General features: G+C 52.4%; 15 protein-coding genes and 3 pseudogenes. 11 read left to right on the forward strand and 7 right to left on the reverse strand.

Annotation, left to right across the window (positions count from 1 at the left end; translation table 11 throughout):
• Positions 1-394 precede the first annotated feature (394 nt).
• Both HQRW_RS11080 and HQRW_RS11085 read left to right on the forward strand, forming a co-directional pair.
• Positions 395-670, forward strand: coding sequence for a DUF433 domain-containing protein (locus HQRW_RS11080; RefSeq protein ID WP_014556659.1), 276 nt, complete (start codon positions 395-397; stop codon positions 668-670).
• Positions 667-951 (forward strand): DUF5615 family PIN-like protein, encoded by a 285-nt coding sequence (locus HQRW_RS11085; RefSeq protein ID WP_231852332.1) that lies wholly within the window; start codon positions 667-669, stop codon positions 949-951. Before HQRW_RS11080 ends, HQRW_RS11085 begins: the two co-directional genes overlap by 4 nt.
• A gap of 1169 nt (positions 952-2120) precedes the next feature.
• Here HQRW_RS11085 and HQRW_RS11090 read toward each other — a convergent pair.
• Together HQRW_RS11090 and HQRW_RS11095 are read right to left on the reverse strand one after the other, a co-directional pair.
• Positions 2121-2606 (reverse strand): DUF7342 family protein, encoded by a 486-nt coding sequence (locus tag HQRW_RS11090; RefSeq protein ID WP_049892046.1) that lies wholly within the window; start codon positions 2604-2606, stop codon positions 2121-2123.
• Entirely contained in the window at positions 2531-3073 is a 543-nt protein-coding gene (locus HQRW_RS11095) for a sugar phosphate nucleotidyltransferase (protein ID WP_077260087.1), read from the reverse strand. Before HQRW_RS11095 ends, HQRW_RS11090 begins: the two co-directional genes overlap by 76 nt.
• Before the next feature lie 170 nt (positions 3074-3243).
• Here HQRW_RS11095 and HQRW_RS11100 point away from each other — a divergent pair, with 170 nt between their 5' ends.
• Both HQRW_RS11100 and HQRW_RS11105 read left to right on the forward strand, forming a co-directional pair.
• Positions 3244-3564: a toxin-antitoxin system TumE family protein gene (locus tag HQRW_RS11100; RefSeq protein WP_014556661.1), complete on the forward strand. Its 321-nt coding sequence runs from the start codon at positions 3244-3246 to the stop codon at positions 3562-3564.
• On the forward strand, positions 3561-3965 hold the full coding sequence (locus HQRW_RS11105; RefSeq protein ID WP_014556662.1) for an HVO_A0114 family putative DNA-binding protein: 405 nt from the start codon (positions 3561-3563) through the stop codon (positions 3963-3965). Before HQRW_RS11100 ends, HQRW_RS11105 begins: the two co-directional genes overlap by 4 nt.
• Before the next feature lie 550 nt (positions 3966-4515).
• Here the strand turns inward: HQRW_RS11105 and HQRW_RS17005 are convergent.
• The 4 genes and pseudogenes from HQRW_RS17005 to HQRW_RS11125 form a co-directional block, all read right to left on the reverse strand.
• Positions 4516-4901, reverse strand: a pseudogene (locus HQRW_RS17005) (HVO_A0114 family putative DNA-binding protein).
• A gap of 23 nt (positions 4902-4924) precedes the next feature.
• A pseudogene (locus tag HQRW_RS16565) lies at positions 4925-5230 on the reverse strand (toxin-antitoxin system TumE family protein).
• A gap of 171 nt (positions 5231-5401) precedes the next feature.
• Positions 5402-5674: a type II toxin-antitoxin system HicB family antitoxin gene (locus tag HQRW_RS11120; RefSeq protein ID WP_014556665.1), complete on the reverse strand. Its 273-nt coding sequence runs from the start codon at positions 5672-5674 to the stop codon at positions 5402-5404.
• A complete protein-coding gene (locus tag HQRW_RS11125) occupies positions 5671-5904 on the reverse strand; it encodes a winged helix-turn-helix transcriptional regulator (protein ID WP_014556666.1) in 234 nt (77 codons plus the stop codon). The genes HQRW_RS11120 and HQRW_RS11125 overlap by 4 nt, the downstream gene beginning before the upstream one ends.
• 602 nt (positions 5905-6506) lie before the next feature.
• Between HQRW_RS11125 and HQRW_RS11130 the strand changes: the two genes are divergently transcribed.
• The 3 genes from HQRW_RS11130 to HQRW_RS11140 are packed head-to-tail and all read left to right on the forward strand — an operon-like array spanning position 6507 to position 9678.
• Complete coding sequence (locus HQRW_RS11130) at positions 6507-7697, forward strand: NAD-dependent epimerase/dehydratase family protein (protein WP_014556667.1); 1191 nt, start codon at positions 6507-6509, stop codon at positions 7695-7697.
• Complete coding sequence (locus HQRW_RS11135) at positions 7694-8692, forward strand: NAD-dependent epimerase/dehydratase family protein (protein ID WP_014556668.1); 999 nt, start codon at positions 7694-7696, stop codon at positions 8690-8692. The genes HQRW_RS11130 and HQRW_RS11135 overlap by 4 nt, the downstream gene beginning before the upstream one ends.
• Positions 8689-9678: an NAD-dependent epimerase/dehydratase family protein gene (locus HQRW_RS11140; protein WP_014556669.1), complete on the forward strand. Its 990-nt coding sequence runs from the start codon at positions 8689-8691 to the stop codon at positions 9676-9678. The genes HQRW_RS11135 and HQRW_RS11140 overlap by 4 nt, the downstream gene beginning before the upstream one ends.
• A gap of 50 nt (positions 9679-9728) precedes the next feature.
• Here HQRW_RS11140 and HQRW_RS11145 read toward each other — a convergent pair whose 3' ends face one another.
• Positions 9729-10586 carry a TrmB family transcriptional regulator gene (locus HQRW_RS11145; protein WP_014556670.1) on the reverse strand — a complete coding sequence of 286 codons (858 nt, stop codon included), beginning with the start codon at positions 10584-10586 and terminating at the stop codon, positions 9729-9731.
• Between the two features lie 377 nt (positions 10587-10963).
• Between HQRW_RS11145 and HQRW_RS16155 the strand changes: the two genes are divergently transcribed.
• From HQRW_RS16155 to HQRW_RS11160, 4 genes and pseudogenes are all read left to right on the forward strand, one after another.
• Positions 10964-11119 carry a hypothetical protein gene (locus HQRW_RS16155; protein WP_014556671.1) on the forward strand — a complete coding sequence of 52 codons (156 nt, stop codon included), beginning with the start codon at positions 10964-10966 and terminating at the stop codon, positions 11117-11119.
• 102 nt (positions 11120-11221) lie between these two features.
• Complete coding sequence (locus tag HQRW_RS11150) at positions 11222-12421, forward strand: sugar phosphate nucleotidyltransferase (RefSeq protein ID WP_014556672.1); 1200 nt, start codon at positions 11222-11224, stop codon at positions 12419-12421.
• Positions 12421-14241, forward strand: a complete 1821-nt coding sequence (gene glmS / locus HQRW_RS11155) for a glutamine--fructose-6-phosphate transaminase (isomerizing) (protein WP_014556673.1) — start codon at positions 12421-12423, stop codon at positions 14239-14241. Before HQRW_RS11150 ends, glmS begins: the two co-directional genes overlap by 1 nt.
• A gap of 312 nt (positions 14242-14553) precedes the next feature.
• A pseudogene (locus HQRW_RS11160) lies at positions 14554-15630 on the forward strand (RNA ligase family protein).
• Positions 15631-15983 lie beyond the last annotated feature (353 nt).

The raw sequence follows: 15983 nt of genomic DNA on the forward strand, positions 1-15983 counted from the left end.
AAATTAATTTCAATTCTGGAGGTAAGCGGTCTCTATTCGTGATTCTCGGGGGGCGTGAGACGGTGAATGTGTGTTTTATATCTGAGTGGTGAGAATTGCTACATCAAGACTTCTTCCGGCTGATTTTGGAGTCCGGTAAGTCAGAAGAAAAAAATTCCTGCAGAGTGATAGGAGTCCTCAAACGCTGTCAAATCGCTGTAGACTTAGTGCACAGCTGTCTGAGTCCGTTATTTTCTTGTCAAGTCTTAGTTTTCAAAGGTTCTCTGAGCCATTATCTCGATCGCCTCCTCTCGCGGTTCGACATGCTCCCGATATCGCGACCGGTGACGACGATCTCAGTATCGTTGAGGGCATCTGCCGAAATGATATAACGGTGGGTTCCGCACCACCACATATGACTATCGTCCGTGACGACAATGTTCTCGGCGGTGAACCCCGAATCAACGGGACGAGAGTCGGTGTTCGCCACGTCGCTGCCCGGGTGATCGACGGCGGTCAGTCACCCGCTCACGTCGCAGACCAGTTCGATCTCCCGCTTTCCGACGTTTACGAGGCCCTATCGTACTACTACGGGCACATCAAAGAGATGCGTGATCTCGAACGAGAGAACGAAGCGGCATTCAACCGCGTTCGAGAGTTGTCCCTGAAGCCCAAAGAAACGGCTCAGTGACGACCGCTCAAATCCTTCTTGATGAACACGTCGGTCGCGTCTTCGATCGACTGCTCCGGAAACGCGGACACGAGGTTGAGCAGGCGAAAGATCGATTCGGCGAATACACGACTGACGACGCGCTGCTACAGTGGTGTGCGGACAACAGTGTTGTTCTCGTGACGAACAATGTTAGCGACTTCGAACCGCTACACCGAGGACACGACCATGGCAGGGATACTTCTCTGCTACGAGCAGGCGCTTCCAGACACCGATTCCGAGGGGCTCGCGAGGACTGTTGACGAGGTTTTTAACCAGTACGGAACGGATGGCGTTAAGAACGAACTGGTCGATATCGGCGAGTGATACGAGTGGCTTCACGAGTAGTACCAGTCCCGCCGCCGAGCCGCTGACCTCAGACCTTTGAACTTAGCCGCCTCACCCCTGAAAAGTTGATTCCTTCGACAGTCGAAACAGCGCGCTCCGCGTTCGTTCGCGGGGGTGCTTGTAGCCAATCACCTCACACACCTCGTCGATAAAAGAGCATTCCACACGGTGTATCCGAATCGCACACTTCTCTCGGCGTCGCACAGACCGAAGACCGACTGCGCCTTCGTCGCGTTCATCGTCACCGTGTCAAGAGTTCGGACGATATCTTCTGGAGACCAGCCGAACGAAACCGACCGAACTCACTACCCGCGCTGCCACGCCCTTCGGAAGCGCGATGGCGTCGAAGTCCCGAACCACGGCGTCGACGATACCGAGGTCGATATCGAGCTCCTATGTAACGTCTGGTCCTCCAGCGGGCAGTACGAGGGATACATCTTGTACCGAGTAAAATAGAGAGATGAACCCCCGTCAAACCGTCGTCACACACGTCGTACTGAGTAACACTTGCCGGACCAGTCCAACGCAGTCAGTGTGACCCAGTTCAGCTAGGACGACACCCCGACCAGACTCTATGCTCACAGACACACCTCATACCGAGTGAGTTCCAACGAAAGCGAACATACCGGCGGTGGGCATAAGGAGGGAAGCTATCGCGTCCACCGGCTTCTGCGCTCACCTGAGATCGTCATGAAGGATCCCGATCGGCAGTAACGAGTCAGGCGCCCACGCCCACACTCAGTACGAGGTGTGTGTCTCCATGGCGCCAGCGACGATCAACCCGCATGACCAACACCAAACGGACGGTCAACGATCATCTGGGACGATGTGTGCGACTGCTGAAGGAATCCACTGTTGAGACCAGTAATCTCACTCGGTACCGAGTGTGTGTATATCCGTGCCAAGTGAATCGAAGTAACACCTGACACGGTGGGGTGTGAGGGCTGACTACTGCCCCAGTAAAAAAGGCACTCGACGCGGTGAGGTGTCAGGGGTTCGTCCCGCATACTCACGAAAGTCGACTCAGGACATCACGAAGCCCGGTATAGACAGACGCGTCGATCGTCCCTGTCAACCCCATCGTTCAGACCGGAACCTCGTCTCGGTCGGTCGCCCAGTCGTACTCTTTCAGCGCTGTCTTCATAATCGCTAACCGGTCAGCGAGATGGTCCCACTCGCCGGCGATCTCACGCCGTCTCTCAGCTTCGTCAGGGGTATCGACGTCAGCGACACTCGCGAGGAGTTCACTCGGCGACTCGACGTCGTACTCGGCTTCCCACTCTGTGATCCGCGCCCGCATCGACTCTATGGCGTCGGCGAGTTCTTCCCGGTCGTGCTCGCGCTGGAGGGTTGCGACTTCGCGATAGCTCGACATCAGTTGATCGACGCAGTAGAGCGTCTGGCTCCCGCGGTCGGTCTTCTGTAAGACGTTGTCTTCGACGAGTTGATCGAGATACTTCTGGGCCGTCTTCGTCGTGGTTTCTGTTTCTTCGGCTACCCACGATGCGGTTCGGGGCGTTCGGAGCGTTCGCGCGACCGCACGAACTCGCCTTTCAGAAGCACGTAACACCTGGTCGTGACGAGCGTCGACGACGGCTCGGCCGGTTTCTCGACCATCCCCGTCACGCGTCCCTGATCGTCCGTCTTGATCACGCCGGTCGTCGCTGCGACCTCTGGTGAGACCTCCTCCACCACGGGCGCGACGCTCCCTGCGAAGACATTGTCGCCGTTCAAAAGAAGAAAGATTCCGTCAACGTGCCGCTTCGTCTGAAGCACGGCGTGCCCGAGCCCCACCTGCTCGCGCTGGTGGACGTATGTGATCGGGACGCCCGCGAAGGCGTCACCGAACCGGTCGACAATCTGGGCCGCCTCGTGCCCGACGATCACGACTAGCTCATCACCCCCGGCGTTGACTGCCCTCTCGAAGACGTGCGCGAGCAGGGGTCGTCCCACGACCTCGACCAGCCCCTTCGGTCGGTCCGTCGTCAGTTCGCCGAGTCGACTCCCTCGCCCGGCGACCGGGGTGACCGCGTTCATACGAGGACTGGGACACACCGGCAACCTCAATCCATTGATCATTAAGATACGCTCGTGTTGAGAAAACCACAGAGCCTGTCGAACACGAGTTGATACCTCTCTTGGGGTAGTCTATATGCTGTTGTATACCACAACATCCATTATGATGTGGTACGAAACATCAAATATCGATGGCACCCGACGACGTGCGTGTGTTGGAAGACACGGAACGGCGCTTTGCGGATGGCACCGTTCTCCGTGTCCGCGTGTTGAGCGTGCCGGAGTCGGAGAAATTCCCGGATGGTGTCAAGTACCGGCTTCATTTCGGTACTGAAGACGAGACGACGCTAATACGGTATGACAATTCCCACGGCGTCCACGAACGACACACGTCCAATGGACTTGACGACGACTACCGATTTCCCGGCTACGGGGCGGTCCAAGAGCGCTTCTGGACAGAGATTGAACAGTTGCGCGAAGAAAAGCCATCACAGGACAACAACAACCCATGACACAAAACATCCTTATTGTGACTGTTGAATCGATCGGTGCCGTCCAGCAACGCACTTCTGAAGCATTCACGCAGGCACTCACCGGCGACGCAGTTGGAGAGGAGGCTCCCTATCGTCTAAGTTTCGAAACTACCGACCAGCTGGCGCAGGTCTTCACACCGCGCGCTATCGACCTTCTTCAGGCGATTGCACAAGAAGAGCCCGCGAGCATCCGCGAGGCCGCTCGGGTCGTCGATCGAGACATCAAACAAGTTTCGGAAAATCTTGAACGGCTCGAAGGATACGATGTCGTTGAGTTCGTTGCTGAGGGGCGAGCCAAGCGTCCCATCGTCCCATACGACGAAATTGACATCCAACTCCCGCTCCGGGAGACTGCAGAGCGGGATGCTGCCTCGGTGTGATTCAAAATATATGTAACTATATCTGCTCACCTCGCAGGCGCGAGCGCTGTTTGATCGACACGACCTGTTCCCGGCGGTCGCCTGTCAGCGGCAGTACGCTTGTGTCGAGAAGACCGGTGAGGTCGCTGAATTCAAAGCGATGCCGCGGTCTGAGTCGGATCCCTCAATGGCTGAAGCCGTTGGCTTCTAGTTGTGTCTATGTCAATGATAGGGACATCGCTGCGGTAGAATCCTCGCCGTTCACTGAAGCGTTAGTGTGTCCGGAATAAGACTGAACTCGTGGTTAGCGTACGTCTGATGGACGGACACGGCACGATCGGGACCCCCGCGAAGGCGTCGCCGAACCGGTCGACAATCTGGGCCGCTTCGTACCTGACAACAGTGACCAGCCCGTTGGTCGGTCTGCCGTCAGCTCGCCGAGTCGGCTGCCACGCCTGGCAGCGGGAATGACCGCGTCCGGCACTATCACACATCACCTGTCTTAATCCGTCGGCAGGCTGATCGCATATTCTCAGCTGTCGTAGTCCAGACTGCAGTAGTCTAAACTACGTTACGGCGCTGCCGTGCCAACATTCTCACTCGATCTCGCAAAAGAGATGTCAATTTCGAGACCGTCATACTTCAGTTTCGGTTTCTTGGCGGTGCCTGACCCGTCAGCTTTGAACTCGATAACACCGATATCGTCAAGTTCAGAGAGGTTTCGATGAACCTGCTTGTAGTCCCGGTCTACCAGTTCGGCGGCTTCGCGGATGCTTTCAGGTTCATGTTTGGATATTACCTCTAACAACTCCAAGTTCTTCGGACTGAGGAGCCGGCTAAGTTCAGTATCGGTTGGGCGTCATCAAGATCTTCACCCTCCTGAGCGGCTTTGATACGACTACGTGTGCGTTGATCGAGGCGGTCACGTTCGCCGATGGTGACTTTGAGCGTGGGCATGGTGTGTTCTTCCTGGAAGCGTCCTACTCCGACCAGTCTATCGGAACGGGCGTTATTTTTTCAACTTCACGCTTGAAGCGCTCGTAGAGCGTCAGCATTCCAGGGAACTGAATTACTTCAACATCGTTCCCAGTATGACGCTCGTTACCTTTCGTCCGTTCGTGAGCATTATTATAACGGAGGATGGTATCGCCGCCGACTCCTCCGAGGCGTAGACCGTAGTCCCGCCCGTTCGGGTATTTTTTAGCCTCCGTCTGCCGGATGGTCACACCGACAACATAGCCATCTTCGACATTCCTCTAATCTTCGACGGTAGCGTAGGACGCCATCCGTCAATCTATGTCATCGCCTCCATATGTATAGTCTTATGGACCCTACAACATAGGGTAGAACCGACTCAGACTGGTTCTGTGGAACCTGACTGCTGAGGTTTCTCTCCGTGTTGACGAGTACTTTCGCCACCTCGTACCTGCTGAAATCTCGCGTGACCATGCTGGTCGCTACTTGAGAATGTCCGGGAGCTCGCCGGTAGTGTTGTCCTCGGGGTCGATGCCCGCCTCTCGGAGCTCCTCATCGGTGGGCTGGTCGCCACGGTCGTTCTCCACGGCGTCGATGACGTCGTCGAGATTGTCGAGGGCGTCGTCACGGGTCTCGCCCTGCGTCGTCAGCCCGCGCCTCTCGTCGCGTGCGGTCCACCAGCCGTCGTCGTTCTGCGTGAGGGTGATCTTCGCGCTCGGGGTGTCGCTGTGGTTCGCGCTCGAATCGGTGCTCATGCTTCCTCCGTGACGCTCCAAGCGAGGGAGTTCCCGATCATGTCCTTCGTTACCTTCTCGTCTTCTTCGAGCTGGCGAAGCCGGTAGTCAGCGCTCGGGCGCTTGATCCCGAGTTCCTCAGCCACTTCGCTCGTGCCCGCCGGTTCGTGCGCTTGAACAGCATCGAGTACCTCTTCCTCGGTGTGTTCCGGGGTATACCGGCCTCGCTCGTCTCGTTTAGTCTCACTCATACGAGTAGATACGTTGGCGGGGTGTAAAACCCATCTACTGTGGAGTAGAAGGTCAATTTTTATACCCTACTCTATAGACGGAGCAGGGCGAGAACCCCGCCCTTGAGGTCTGTCTCTTACCCACAAATCGAGTCAGGATTTTAGCGGAACGGGATCGGAATCGGCGAGCACGACTGAAATCCTCGGTATCCACAGTTTCAACACCTCTTTGGAACAATTGTAGTGGAGTTGATTACCGGCGTTTTGTCACCCCCACAGCCGATATCACTGTCTGAATCGCTTCTCACCTCGATTTTCTGCGTTCAAAATACTTCTGAGAGCGTCTGACACGTCCGGTTACGACTCCATGAACTTATGAGTAAAAGACAGCCCTGAAGCGCCGGGCTTTCTCCTTGCTCTATATAATATACTTCTCTGAAAAATTATTGCTGTGTCCGTAGGTGGCTTGTCTCCTTAATACAGCGACAGGAACGACGATTATAAATGTTTGTTGCCACCCAAACCCATAGCCAGTATCGCGAGCGTTATGACATGTATCCAGCGCCGTTATCGATTACACAATATTTTAATGCGAGCGTTGTTACTCAGAGTTTGAGTAACTAATGTCGATCATTGTCACTGGCGGCGACGGATATCTTGGCTGGCCGACTGGGCTTCGGATTGCATCAGAGACAGACGATCGCGTGCTTCTTGTCGATAATCTCGCTCGTCGAGAGTGGGTTTCCGAAGTTGGGTCTGTGTCAGCAACACCAATCGCCTCAATGGAAACCCGACTCACCGCCGCTCAGGAAGTTCATGGGCTGAGAAATCTTTCATTCGTCCAAGGCGACCTCACTGATCGTTCATTTGTGGATGAATTGTGCCAAATCCACGAACCACAGGTGATTGTGCATACTGCGGCACAACCGTCCGCGCCGTATTCACAGATTAATGGTGAGCGGGCGAATTATACACAGCAAAATAATATGCAGGCAACGCGGAATCTCGTGTTTGGCTTGCATGAAAACGACCTTGTCGACACACATCTTATTGAAACGACCACAACAGGTGTCTATGGCGCTCCCGAGTTCCCAATCCCAGAGGGTGGCACAGTGATGGAACATCAAGACAGTCGTGATGAGGTTCCATTCCCAGCGATGGCGGGATCCTGGTACCACATGACGAAAAGCCACGACGCTGCTAATCTTCGTCTTGCACACAGTCAGTTCGATATCCCGATTAGTGATGTTCGCACTGCAATCACGTATGGAGCTGGAACAAAAGAAACCAGAGTGGACGATAGACTCATGACTCGGTTTGATTTCGATTATTACTTTGGTGTCGTTGCACATCGATTTGCCGCACAAGCGGTTGCCGGATACCCAATTACGGTGTATGGAAAAGGAAAACAGCGGAAGCCATTCATCTCGCTTGAGGATGCTGTCGAGGGGCTGACTCGGTTAGCAGTCACTGAGTCTGATGAACGACCAGATGATCATGTTGTTTACAATCAGGTGACGCGACCAATCTCAATCGTTGAGATGGGAACGACCATTGCTGATGTCGCTACAGAATTCGGGTTCAATACCGATGTTGAACACTTCGAAAACCCACGGGATGAGGACGAGACACACAAAATGGAGATTGAAAATGACCGATATGCGAATCTGATTGGCGGTCAGTCTGTGACATTTGAAGAGGGAATTCGCGAGGTGTTTGAAACGCTTACAGATTGCACAGAGCGTATCAAATCACATGAAGATCGATTCCTTCCTAGCGTGCTTGAGGACCGATTAGCGGAGGAAGCGGAGTGACCACGAACAGCGCAAGCGCAGGGCATGTGCTCGTCACGGGAGGATGCGGGTATATCGGAAGCGCGCTGATTCCACAGTTGCTTGAAAATGACTCTGTGAGCCATGTCACTGTATTCGATAGTTTTGCTTCGAGTTCCCCACAGAATCTTTTTGCAACAGGGCTGGGATCGACTGATAAATTATCATTCATCCGTGGAGATATCCAACAGTATGGCGATGTTGAAAACGCAGTTCGTGGTGCTGAAACAATCATTCATCTCGCAGCGATAACTGGAGCGGCAAGCACACATGATCGTCGTGAGGAAACGTTCGCAATCAATTATGACGGCACAGAAAACGTGCTTCGTGCAGCAGGAAAGTTTGGTGTCAAAAATGTCGTGTTTGCCTCATCGTGTAACGTGTACGGGCGCGCTGCCGAGACAGAAATTACTGAACACACTGACCCAGACCCGCTCAATCCATATGCTGAATCAAAACTCAAAGCGGAGTCCCTTCTACGGGATGCAGTCGATACGTACAATTTCGACGGGACTGCATTACGGATGAGTACGAATTACGGTTATGCACCAGGCGTTCGATTCAATCTTGTTGTGAATCACTTCGTGTTCCGTGCGCTGACGGACCGTCCGTTGACTGTGTATGGCGATGGAAGCAACTGGCGACCATTCATCCATGTGCATGATGCAGCACGGGCGTACGCACATGCTGCATGTAATCCACAGCAATGGTCACAATTTTGCTATAACGTTGGAGCGAGCACGCAAAACTTCCAGATTGAGACAATTGCGCAAGCCGTCCGCGAGGAACTTGATCAAACACTCGAAATAACATATCTCCGGGATGAACATCCTGGACCGTCGTATCACGTGAATTTTGACCGACTCGGTGAAACAAAATACCAACCAAAATATACTCTTCGAGAGGGTATTACAGAACTTGCAACGCAGTTTACAGAGATGGAATCACGGACAATCACAGCGGAGCAGAGATTATGACAACAGAACAAAGTAACTCACTGCACGTCGCAATAACCGGTGCAGCAGGATACATCGGAAGTCGGGTAGTTAGATTACTTCAAGAGGCACACCCGGAGTGGACGCTCACCGCCATCGATAATTTCTATCTTGGTGACGTACGCGAGGTCGGTGAGACGGACGTCGTACATGTCGATATTCGAAATCGGTCTGCACTGGAGGATGCGCTCACCGGGTCGGATATCGTGTTACATCTCGCAGCAGTGAGCGGCGTCGATGACTGTGAGACGAACGCTGACCTTGCGTACGAGGTGAATGTTACCGGCACGACGAACGTGGCGTGGCTCTGTCGAAAAACCGGCGCAGCGCTTGCATTCCCATTCAGTATGGCTGTGCTTGGTGACCCAGAATCATTCCCAATCAGTGTTGATGACGGTCGTGATCCAATGAACTGGTATGGACGAACAAAACTCATTGGCGAGCGTCTTGTCGAGGAGTTTGCAGCGGATACCTTCCCAGCACATCTATTTCTCAAATCGAATCTATATGGGGAGCATACAATCAATGGACAACGCGTCTCAAAAGGAACGGTCATCAATTTCTTCGTTAACAGAGTATTCGACGAGAAGCCATTGACAGTGTACGAGCCAGGAACACAATCACGGAACTACATTCATGTTGATGATGTTGCCCGGGCATATGTTCGAAGTGCTGAGCGATTACAGGAACAACTCAACCGGGATGAAACAGGCATCGAAAAGTACGAAATCGCCTCAAAGGAAGACCCAGGAATCATGACGGTCGCCGAGACGGTTCGACAAAGCGCGCAAGAAGAAATTGACACAGACGTAGACGTCACTCTTGTTGAAAACCCACGAAGTGGTGAGACACTCGTTGATCGGTTTGAGGTCGATATCTCAAAAGCACGTGAGCAACTCAACTGGGAGCCACAACATACAGTCGAGTCATCAATCAGGCGATTGCTGCAGACGAAAAACACCGAGTGATAGAGCTTCAGGTGTCACCGATTCCGCTCACATGACTGATGATTCGCAGGCTATGGGTTTGGGTGGTCATCCACTGTGTCATACTGCCAAATAAGATCAAAATATCGCTCTAATCCGGCGACAAATGACGCATTATCGGTGATAGCCGCCTGTCGATTGTGCAATGGAATATCTTCTTCTTCAACAAGCAAAACAGCAGCTCCAGAGTCATATGATAAGCTAGGATCGACGACCGTCCCCCGCCATGGGAGTCGCTTTGCACTAAATCGATACTCGATTGCTGGATATGACGAATTGAGATGCTGACGCATCCGTTGTTGATGTGCTTGATTTGATTCCTCAAGTAATTCTGGATCAAGAAAGAGCACGCGTATCTCACAGCCACGCTCAAGCGCGTCGGTGGCTGCTGGCTCAACCGCGTCAAAGTACTCAAAACTCTTTGTAATGACATGAACGCAGTTCGTCGCATCACGATAGATTGAGCGCGTCTCGCGTTCACTCGGTTCTCCGACATCGACAACGTGGAACAACTCTTCGGTTGTTGAGATTTCATCTCGTCCACGTTCATATATCGGCGCGAGTGTCTCAACGAACTCTTCTTCGATATCCTCAATCTGCTTTTTGAATGAGGCATATTCCTGTCGTTCGTTCTCGATTGCTTGATCAAGAAGCTCTGCTGGTGGCTTCGCCTCATATTCCTTTGGACGCCCAGGGATTATTTTGATGAAGCCTTCATCGGAAAGACTATCAAGAACACCATAGACTCGGGCTTTTGGGATCCCTGTCGCTTCTGAGAGACTCGGAGCAGTGCTGCGACCAAGTTCAATAAGCGACCGGAGAGCCTGTTCTTCATACTCAGTCAGTTCAAACGCATCGAGAAGCTCTGATGGCTGGTGAGAGTCATTCATATGTGGTAAGTGATCTGCTGAATTCTGTTCGCGCCCCTCTATGAGGCGATGCCACAGTCATTATGCGAGAGATTGTGTTTCAGATACGTACTGTTGTCGATGTTTCTCAGTCGGTGGTGACAGGATGCTATGCATAGTGTGTCAGAGTATCGAATCACAATAACACTGATATGGATATTTTATCTTAAACATATTATTTGAATCTGTGTCACAGTCGAGGCGATTCAAAGAATTGTATTTGTGGTGAGCAACTATCAGTAGGGGACGATGACAGACCAGAGTCAAAATCACGGATCATCTACGATAATCAGTAGTGACTCAGATTCTGAGTAAATGCAGCAATAGAATTAAGTTACCAGTCATTGAATAGCCATGTGATGACCGCAGAGCACGATGACAGAACACACCTGAGTGAGATTGAGGATGGCGCGGGATGCACTGAAATCTGGGAGTATCTCACCGAGAGACGTGCAGATGCTACGTCTGATACCGATATCCCTGAGACGAGTGATAGAACCACGAGTATGAACTGATTCGTAGGGATAGCTCAACAACGAATTGGCTGTCGTCAATAAACGTGATTATCAAAATGCGTGAAAACAAAATTCATGTGACTGCTCTGAGTGAGATGATGTATGACAATTGATACCGCTGTGATTCTTGCAGCGGGCGAGGGAACCCGACTCCGCCCACTTACAACCCACAGACCAAAGCCAATGTTACCGGCTGGTGATATTCCAATTCTCGAACACGTACTCAATAGTCTTGTTGAGGCTGGTATCAGTGAGATTCACCTCGTTGTTGGATATCAACGTGCGCGGGTTCAGAATCACTTTGGGTCGACATACCGCAACCGACCGATTACGTATCATATCCAACACACACAACTCGGGAGTGGGCATGCACTTCTTCAAGCAGATGAAACAATTGAAACTGATTTTCTCGTCCTTAACGGCGATCAAATTGTCACCGAAGAAATGATTGAGACTGTTTCTTCCTCACATACAGCGACCGATACGGCGACGCTTGGCGTTGTCGAGAGTGAGAAAGCCTCACAGTACGGCGCTGTTGAATTGAATGACAACCGCATCACAGAGTTCATTGAACAGCCAGCTGATGATGAATATCGATTGCTCAATGCTGGCGTGTATGTATTCGGACCGTCGATCTTTGCTGCACTTGAGCGGACATTCCAAGAACAGGGACGTCTTTCACTTCCAGAGACAATTCGTGACCTCACCACGGATGAGAGTGCTGTCCGTGGCGTTGTAACCGAGAGTCCCTGGCAGGACGCAACATATCCATGGGACCTTCTTTCGGTCATGCAGACCTTGTTCGATCAAGACCGGATTGGTGATGAGACGACCGAGCAATCACCCGGCGTGTTCTCTGATCAGACAGCAACGATTCACGAGGATGCAACACTCCGCCCACCCGTTATCGTCAGTGCAGACACTGTCGTTGGACCACAGGCTGTTCTTGGACCCGGGGTCGCTGTCGGTGAGAACACAACGATCGGAGCGGGTGCAGTACTGACGAACGTACTCGTTGACAGTGACACACGAGTTGGGCAGAACGCGACACTCATTGATACAGTTCTTGGGCAGGGTGTCCACCTTGGTCCGGGAGTCATTATTGCTGGGGGACCAGCCGATATTCGTATTGATACAAAAGTACACGAGGACTGCGACCTCGGCGGGGTTATTGCTGACCGAGCGACGGTCGGTGGTGGTGTGACAGTTGCATCTGGGTCACTCGTCGGGTCTGCGGCAACGATTCAATCAAATGCTCATATTGATGGAAACATTCCAAACGAGGCGGAGGTGCTACGATAATGTGTGGAATCATTGGCTGTGTTAATCCGGATGGTGGAACGCGTGAAGTATTGATGAATGGACTGGCGAATCTCGACTATCGCGGCTATGATTCCGCAGGGATTGCTGTTGCTGATGGGGGAATTGAGGTTGCAAAACGCGAGGGCGAGATTGACCGACTCCAAAAGCAAGTTACAGCACGCTCAGACACGCTTGATGGACCTGCTGGGATTGGTCACACCCGGTGGAGTACACACGGTCCACCGACGGACGCCAATGCACATCCACATACCGATGGAACCGGAGACGTTGCTGTTGTCCACAACGGCATTATTGAGAACTACCAGTCGATTCGAGATGAACTTGAGGCCGATGGTGTTGAATTCGTCAGTGAGACTGACACAGAGGTTGTGCCGCATCTTATCAGCAAATTCCGGGATGGCGGCGCCGATCCACAGACAGCGTTTCGCCGCGCTGTCGAGCGGATTACGGGGAGTTACGCACTTGCAGTCGTCTTTGAGGATCATGATGCAATCTTTGCAACACGAGATGGCTCGCCACTCGTCATCGGCGTTGATGAGGACGCAGCCTTTCTTGCCAGTGACGTGCCTGCATTTCTTGAATACACACGTGATGTGATTTATCTTGAGGACGGTCAGTTCGCAACGCTGCGACCATCAGGTGTCGAGGTAACTGAAAGCGATGGAACGTCTGTTGACCCGTCAGTAACGACCGTTGAGTGGAGTGCCGACCAAACGGCAAAGAGTGGGTATGACCACTTCATGGCGAAGGAAATCCATGAGCAACCGGCATCACTCCGTCAGTGCCTCCGCGGTCGCGTCAACGAATTGAGTGGCTCCGTGTCGCTCGAGGAATTATCTGATATTGATTCGCCAGGGAGTGTTCAATTGGTCGCATGCGGGACGTCGTATCACGCCGCATTGTACGTAGCACGACTGTTCAGGGCGCACGGTGTGCCTGCACAGGCGTATCTCGCAAGTGAGTATGTTACAGCACCAGCCCCATTCGATTCTGATTCACTCCTTATCGGGATCACACAGAGCGGGGAGACAGCAGATACGCTCAGTGCACTTCGGAAGGCACAGCGTCGTGGGGCATCAACACTCGCAGTGACTAATGTTGTCGGAAGCACTGCTGCTCGTGAGTGTGATCATGTGGTGTACATCCGTGCTGGTCCAGAGATTGGCGTCGCCGCAACGAAGACGTTCTCATCACAACTCGCAACCGGGAATCTCCTTGTCGAACGACTCTGTGCGAGCGGTACAAAGAGAACGTCGGAGTCAACGCGTGAGCTGATCCCGGCGCTTCGTGATCTCCCCAATCAACTGCAATCAGTTATCGATAATTCAACCGCAAAATCAGTCGTTGAGGAATATCTCGATTATGATGCGTACTTCTTCATTGGTCGTGGACTTCACCGACCTGTTGCACTCGAGGGGGCACTCAAGTTCAAAGAAATCACGTATGAACATGCCGAGGGATTCGCAGCCGGCGAACTCAAACATGGTCCACTTGCGCTTGTTACACAGCGGACGCCGATATTCGCGGTTGTAACCGGCGATGGAGAGCGCGCTCAAAAGACAATCAGCAATATCAAAGAGGTCCAAGCACGCGATGCCCCGGTGGTTGCAGTGACTGACGGGCAATCAGAGGTGAGACGATACGCTAATCACACTCTTGAGATTCCACAGACCCATCCAAGAATAGCGCCAGTACTTGCAAATACGCAACTCCAACTTGTTGCATATCATATGGCTGACCGAATGAATCGCTCAATCGATAAGCCACGAAATCTGGCGAAGAGTGTGACGGTTGAGTGAGATTTAAAACGACGGTTAATATCAACAACGGCGTTCGTTCGGACAGGATATCATCGATATCGTCTTCTGTTGTCTTGATATCAGAAGCGATTGTTTCCAGATTAGATTAATGCCAAGGGAATTTCTTGCTGGGTGGATATACAGACGCTTGCAACAGTTCGATAAGTCGGTAGTTGGCTATCTGGCGGTCATGCCGGATTGCGACGAGGCGGTTGTCCGGTCCGCATAGATCAACTGTGAAGAACTCAATCCCCGATTCAAGATACAGTGCCATCCCGTCGAGTTGTGTCCGTTGAGGTGAATCATACGATCATGAAAATATACCCGAAGGTGCCGCGTTACGATCATCCGGTTGTCCCGTCGGACTTTTTTGATGCCGAGTCACTCACACTCATTGAGAAAGTCGATGGAAGCTCGTTCCGGTTTACACTGTATGATGAGCGCTACGCAGTACAGTACCCAGAGGCGGTCATTGAAACCGCTACCGGAGATGGCAGCCTCGTCTTTGGAACGCGAAAGACAATCCGCGGTAGTCATCGCGATGCCCTCGCCGATATTGATGGCGCACTTCATCGTGCAGTACGGTGTCTCCGTGAGAGTGTTAAGACGGCTCCTCTCCGACACCTACACGACACATTCGACGGACCACTGATCATCTATGCCGAGAATCTCGTGTATTCGACACTTGATTATGGGTTTGACACAAACGAACTTCCCGCGTTGGTGGGATTCGATATCCTCCCACATGCCAATGTTAATACAATGGTACCGTCGGGAAATCCATACGAAGAGACACATGAGGGGTTTCTCGATCATGAGACAGCATGGGCAATTTTTGAGCAACTTCGCGTTGATGAGGCTCCAATTGATATGTCCTTTGTCCCAGCACCAATCCTCAAGCAGTCTGGCGGCGACTTCGACCCAACGACATACACGTTCCCCACCTCGTCGCTGGCAGATGATGTCCAGGTTGAAGGAATAGTTATCCGAAGTCCAACTCGGGATCGCCGCGTAAAACTCGTCAGGGAGGCGTTTCAAGAACGTAATCGCGAGCAGTTTGATCAGCGACCTGCAGACGCTGACTCCGGGGCGGAATACGTCGTCGCTACATACTGTACATCAGCCTGAATCCGAAAGCAGGCTCGGACGCTTGTTGTTGAGGAGGGACGTGAGTTTGGTCTTCATCTTAATGAGGACCTCTATCAGCGCGTCGTTGAGGACATTTGGGCTGAGCATTGGCAGGAACTGATGACGCTCGATAGATCGTTCACACCGACGGACGTGTATCCGCTGGTCGCCAAGCGGTGTATTGCCGAACTCAGACAGATGCAGACAAATGCAGAATTGAACGACGCACAACCGACTGAATTGTGGCAACATCTCTTCTAGACTGCGAGACAAACAAGAGCGTGGAGACTTCGTCGTCCCGGGACAACACCATATCAATAGGAGTATAATGCTTACCGGTCCTATCCTGTCGAGCAGGTTTCGTTTTTACATCAATGCCCGGACCGGCTCTGTCCGACTCTGTTCGAGAGTTCCCTGGTTTGACGCAACGTACCGAAACCAGAACCGGAGAAAGTAATCTCTCAACCGATACAGTCCATGACTGTCCAGGTCGGGTGACCAGCATTTCTCGTTCGACCACCGCAATTTGAGCGAAGTTTTGGAGATATTGCGAAAGCACGCTTCTGAAACACGAGGTGTATTGGTCGAGCTTGGAATGGTGATTGGTAATTATG

It is taken from the genome of Haloquadratum walsbyi C23 (assembly GCF_000237865.1).
Classification (GTDB): Archaea; Halobacteriota; Halobacteria; order Halobacteriales; family Haloferacaceae; genus Haloquadratum; species Haloquadratum walsbyi.

Bases quoted from the DNA above. Each gene is read 5' to 3' on its own strand.
- HQRW_RS11150 (WP_014556672.1), top strand. From the start codon at position 11,222: ATGACAATTGATACCGCTGTGATTCTTGCAGCGGGCGAGGGAACCCGA.
- HQRW_RS16155 (WP_014556671.1), top strand. From the start codon at position 10,964: ATGACCGCAGAGCACGATGACAGAACACACCTGAGTGAGATTGAGGAT.
- HQRW_RS11105 (WP_014556662.1), top strand. From the start codon at position 3,561: ATGACACAAAACATCCTTATTGTGACTGTTGAATCGATCGGTGCCGTC.
- HQRW_RS11120 (WP_014556665.1), bottom strand. From the start codon at position 5,674: ATGAGCACCGATTCGAGCGCGAACCACAGCGACACCCCGAGCGCGAAG.
- HQRW_RS11130 (WP_014556667.1), top strand. From the start codon at position 6,507: ATGTCGATCATTGTCACTGGCGGCGACGGATATCTTGGCTGGCCGACT.
- HQRW_RS11095 (WP_077260087.1), bottom strand. From the start codon at position 3,073: ATGAACGCGGTCACCCCGGTCGCCGGGCGAGGGAGTCGACTCGGCGAA.
- HQRW_RS11125 (WP_014556666.1), bottom strand. From the start codon at position 5,904: ATGAGTGAGACTAAACGAGACGAGCGAGGCCGGTATACCCCGGAACAC.
- HQRW_RS11100 (WP_014556661.1), top strand. From the start codon at position 3,244: ATGGCACCCGACGACGTGCGTGTGTTGGAAGACACGGAACGGCGCTTT.
- glmS (WP_014556673.1), top strand. From the start codon at position 12,421: ATGTGTGGAATCATTGGCTGTGTTAATCCGGATGGTGGAACGCGTGAA.
- HQRW_RS11145 (WP_014556670.1), bottom strand. From the start codon at position 10,586: ATGAATGACTCTCACCAGCCATCAGAGCTTCTCGATGCGTTTGAACTG.
- HQRW_RS11140 (WP_014556669.1), top strand. From the start codon at position 8,689: ATGACAACAGAACAAAGTAACTCACTGCACGTCGCAATAACCGGTGCA.
- HQRW_RS11080 (WP_014556659.1), top strand. From the start codon at position 395: ATGACTATCGTCCGTGACGACAATGTTCTCGGCGGTGAACCCCGAATC.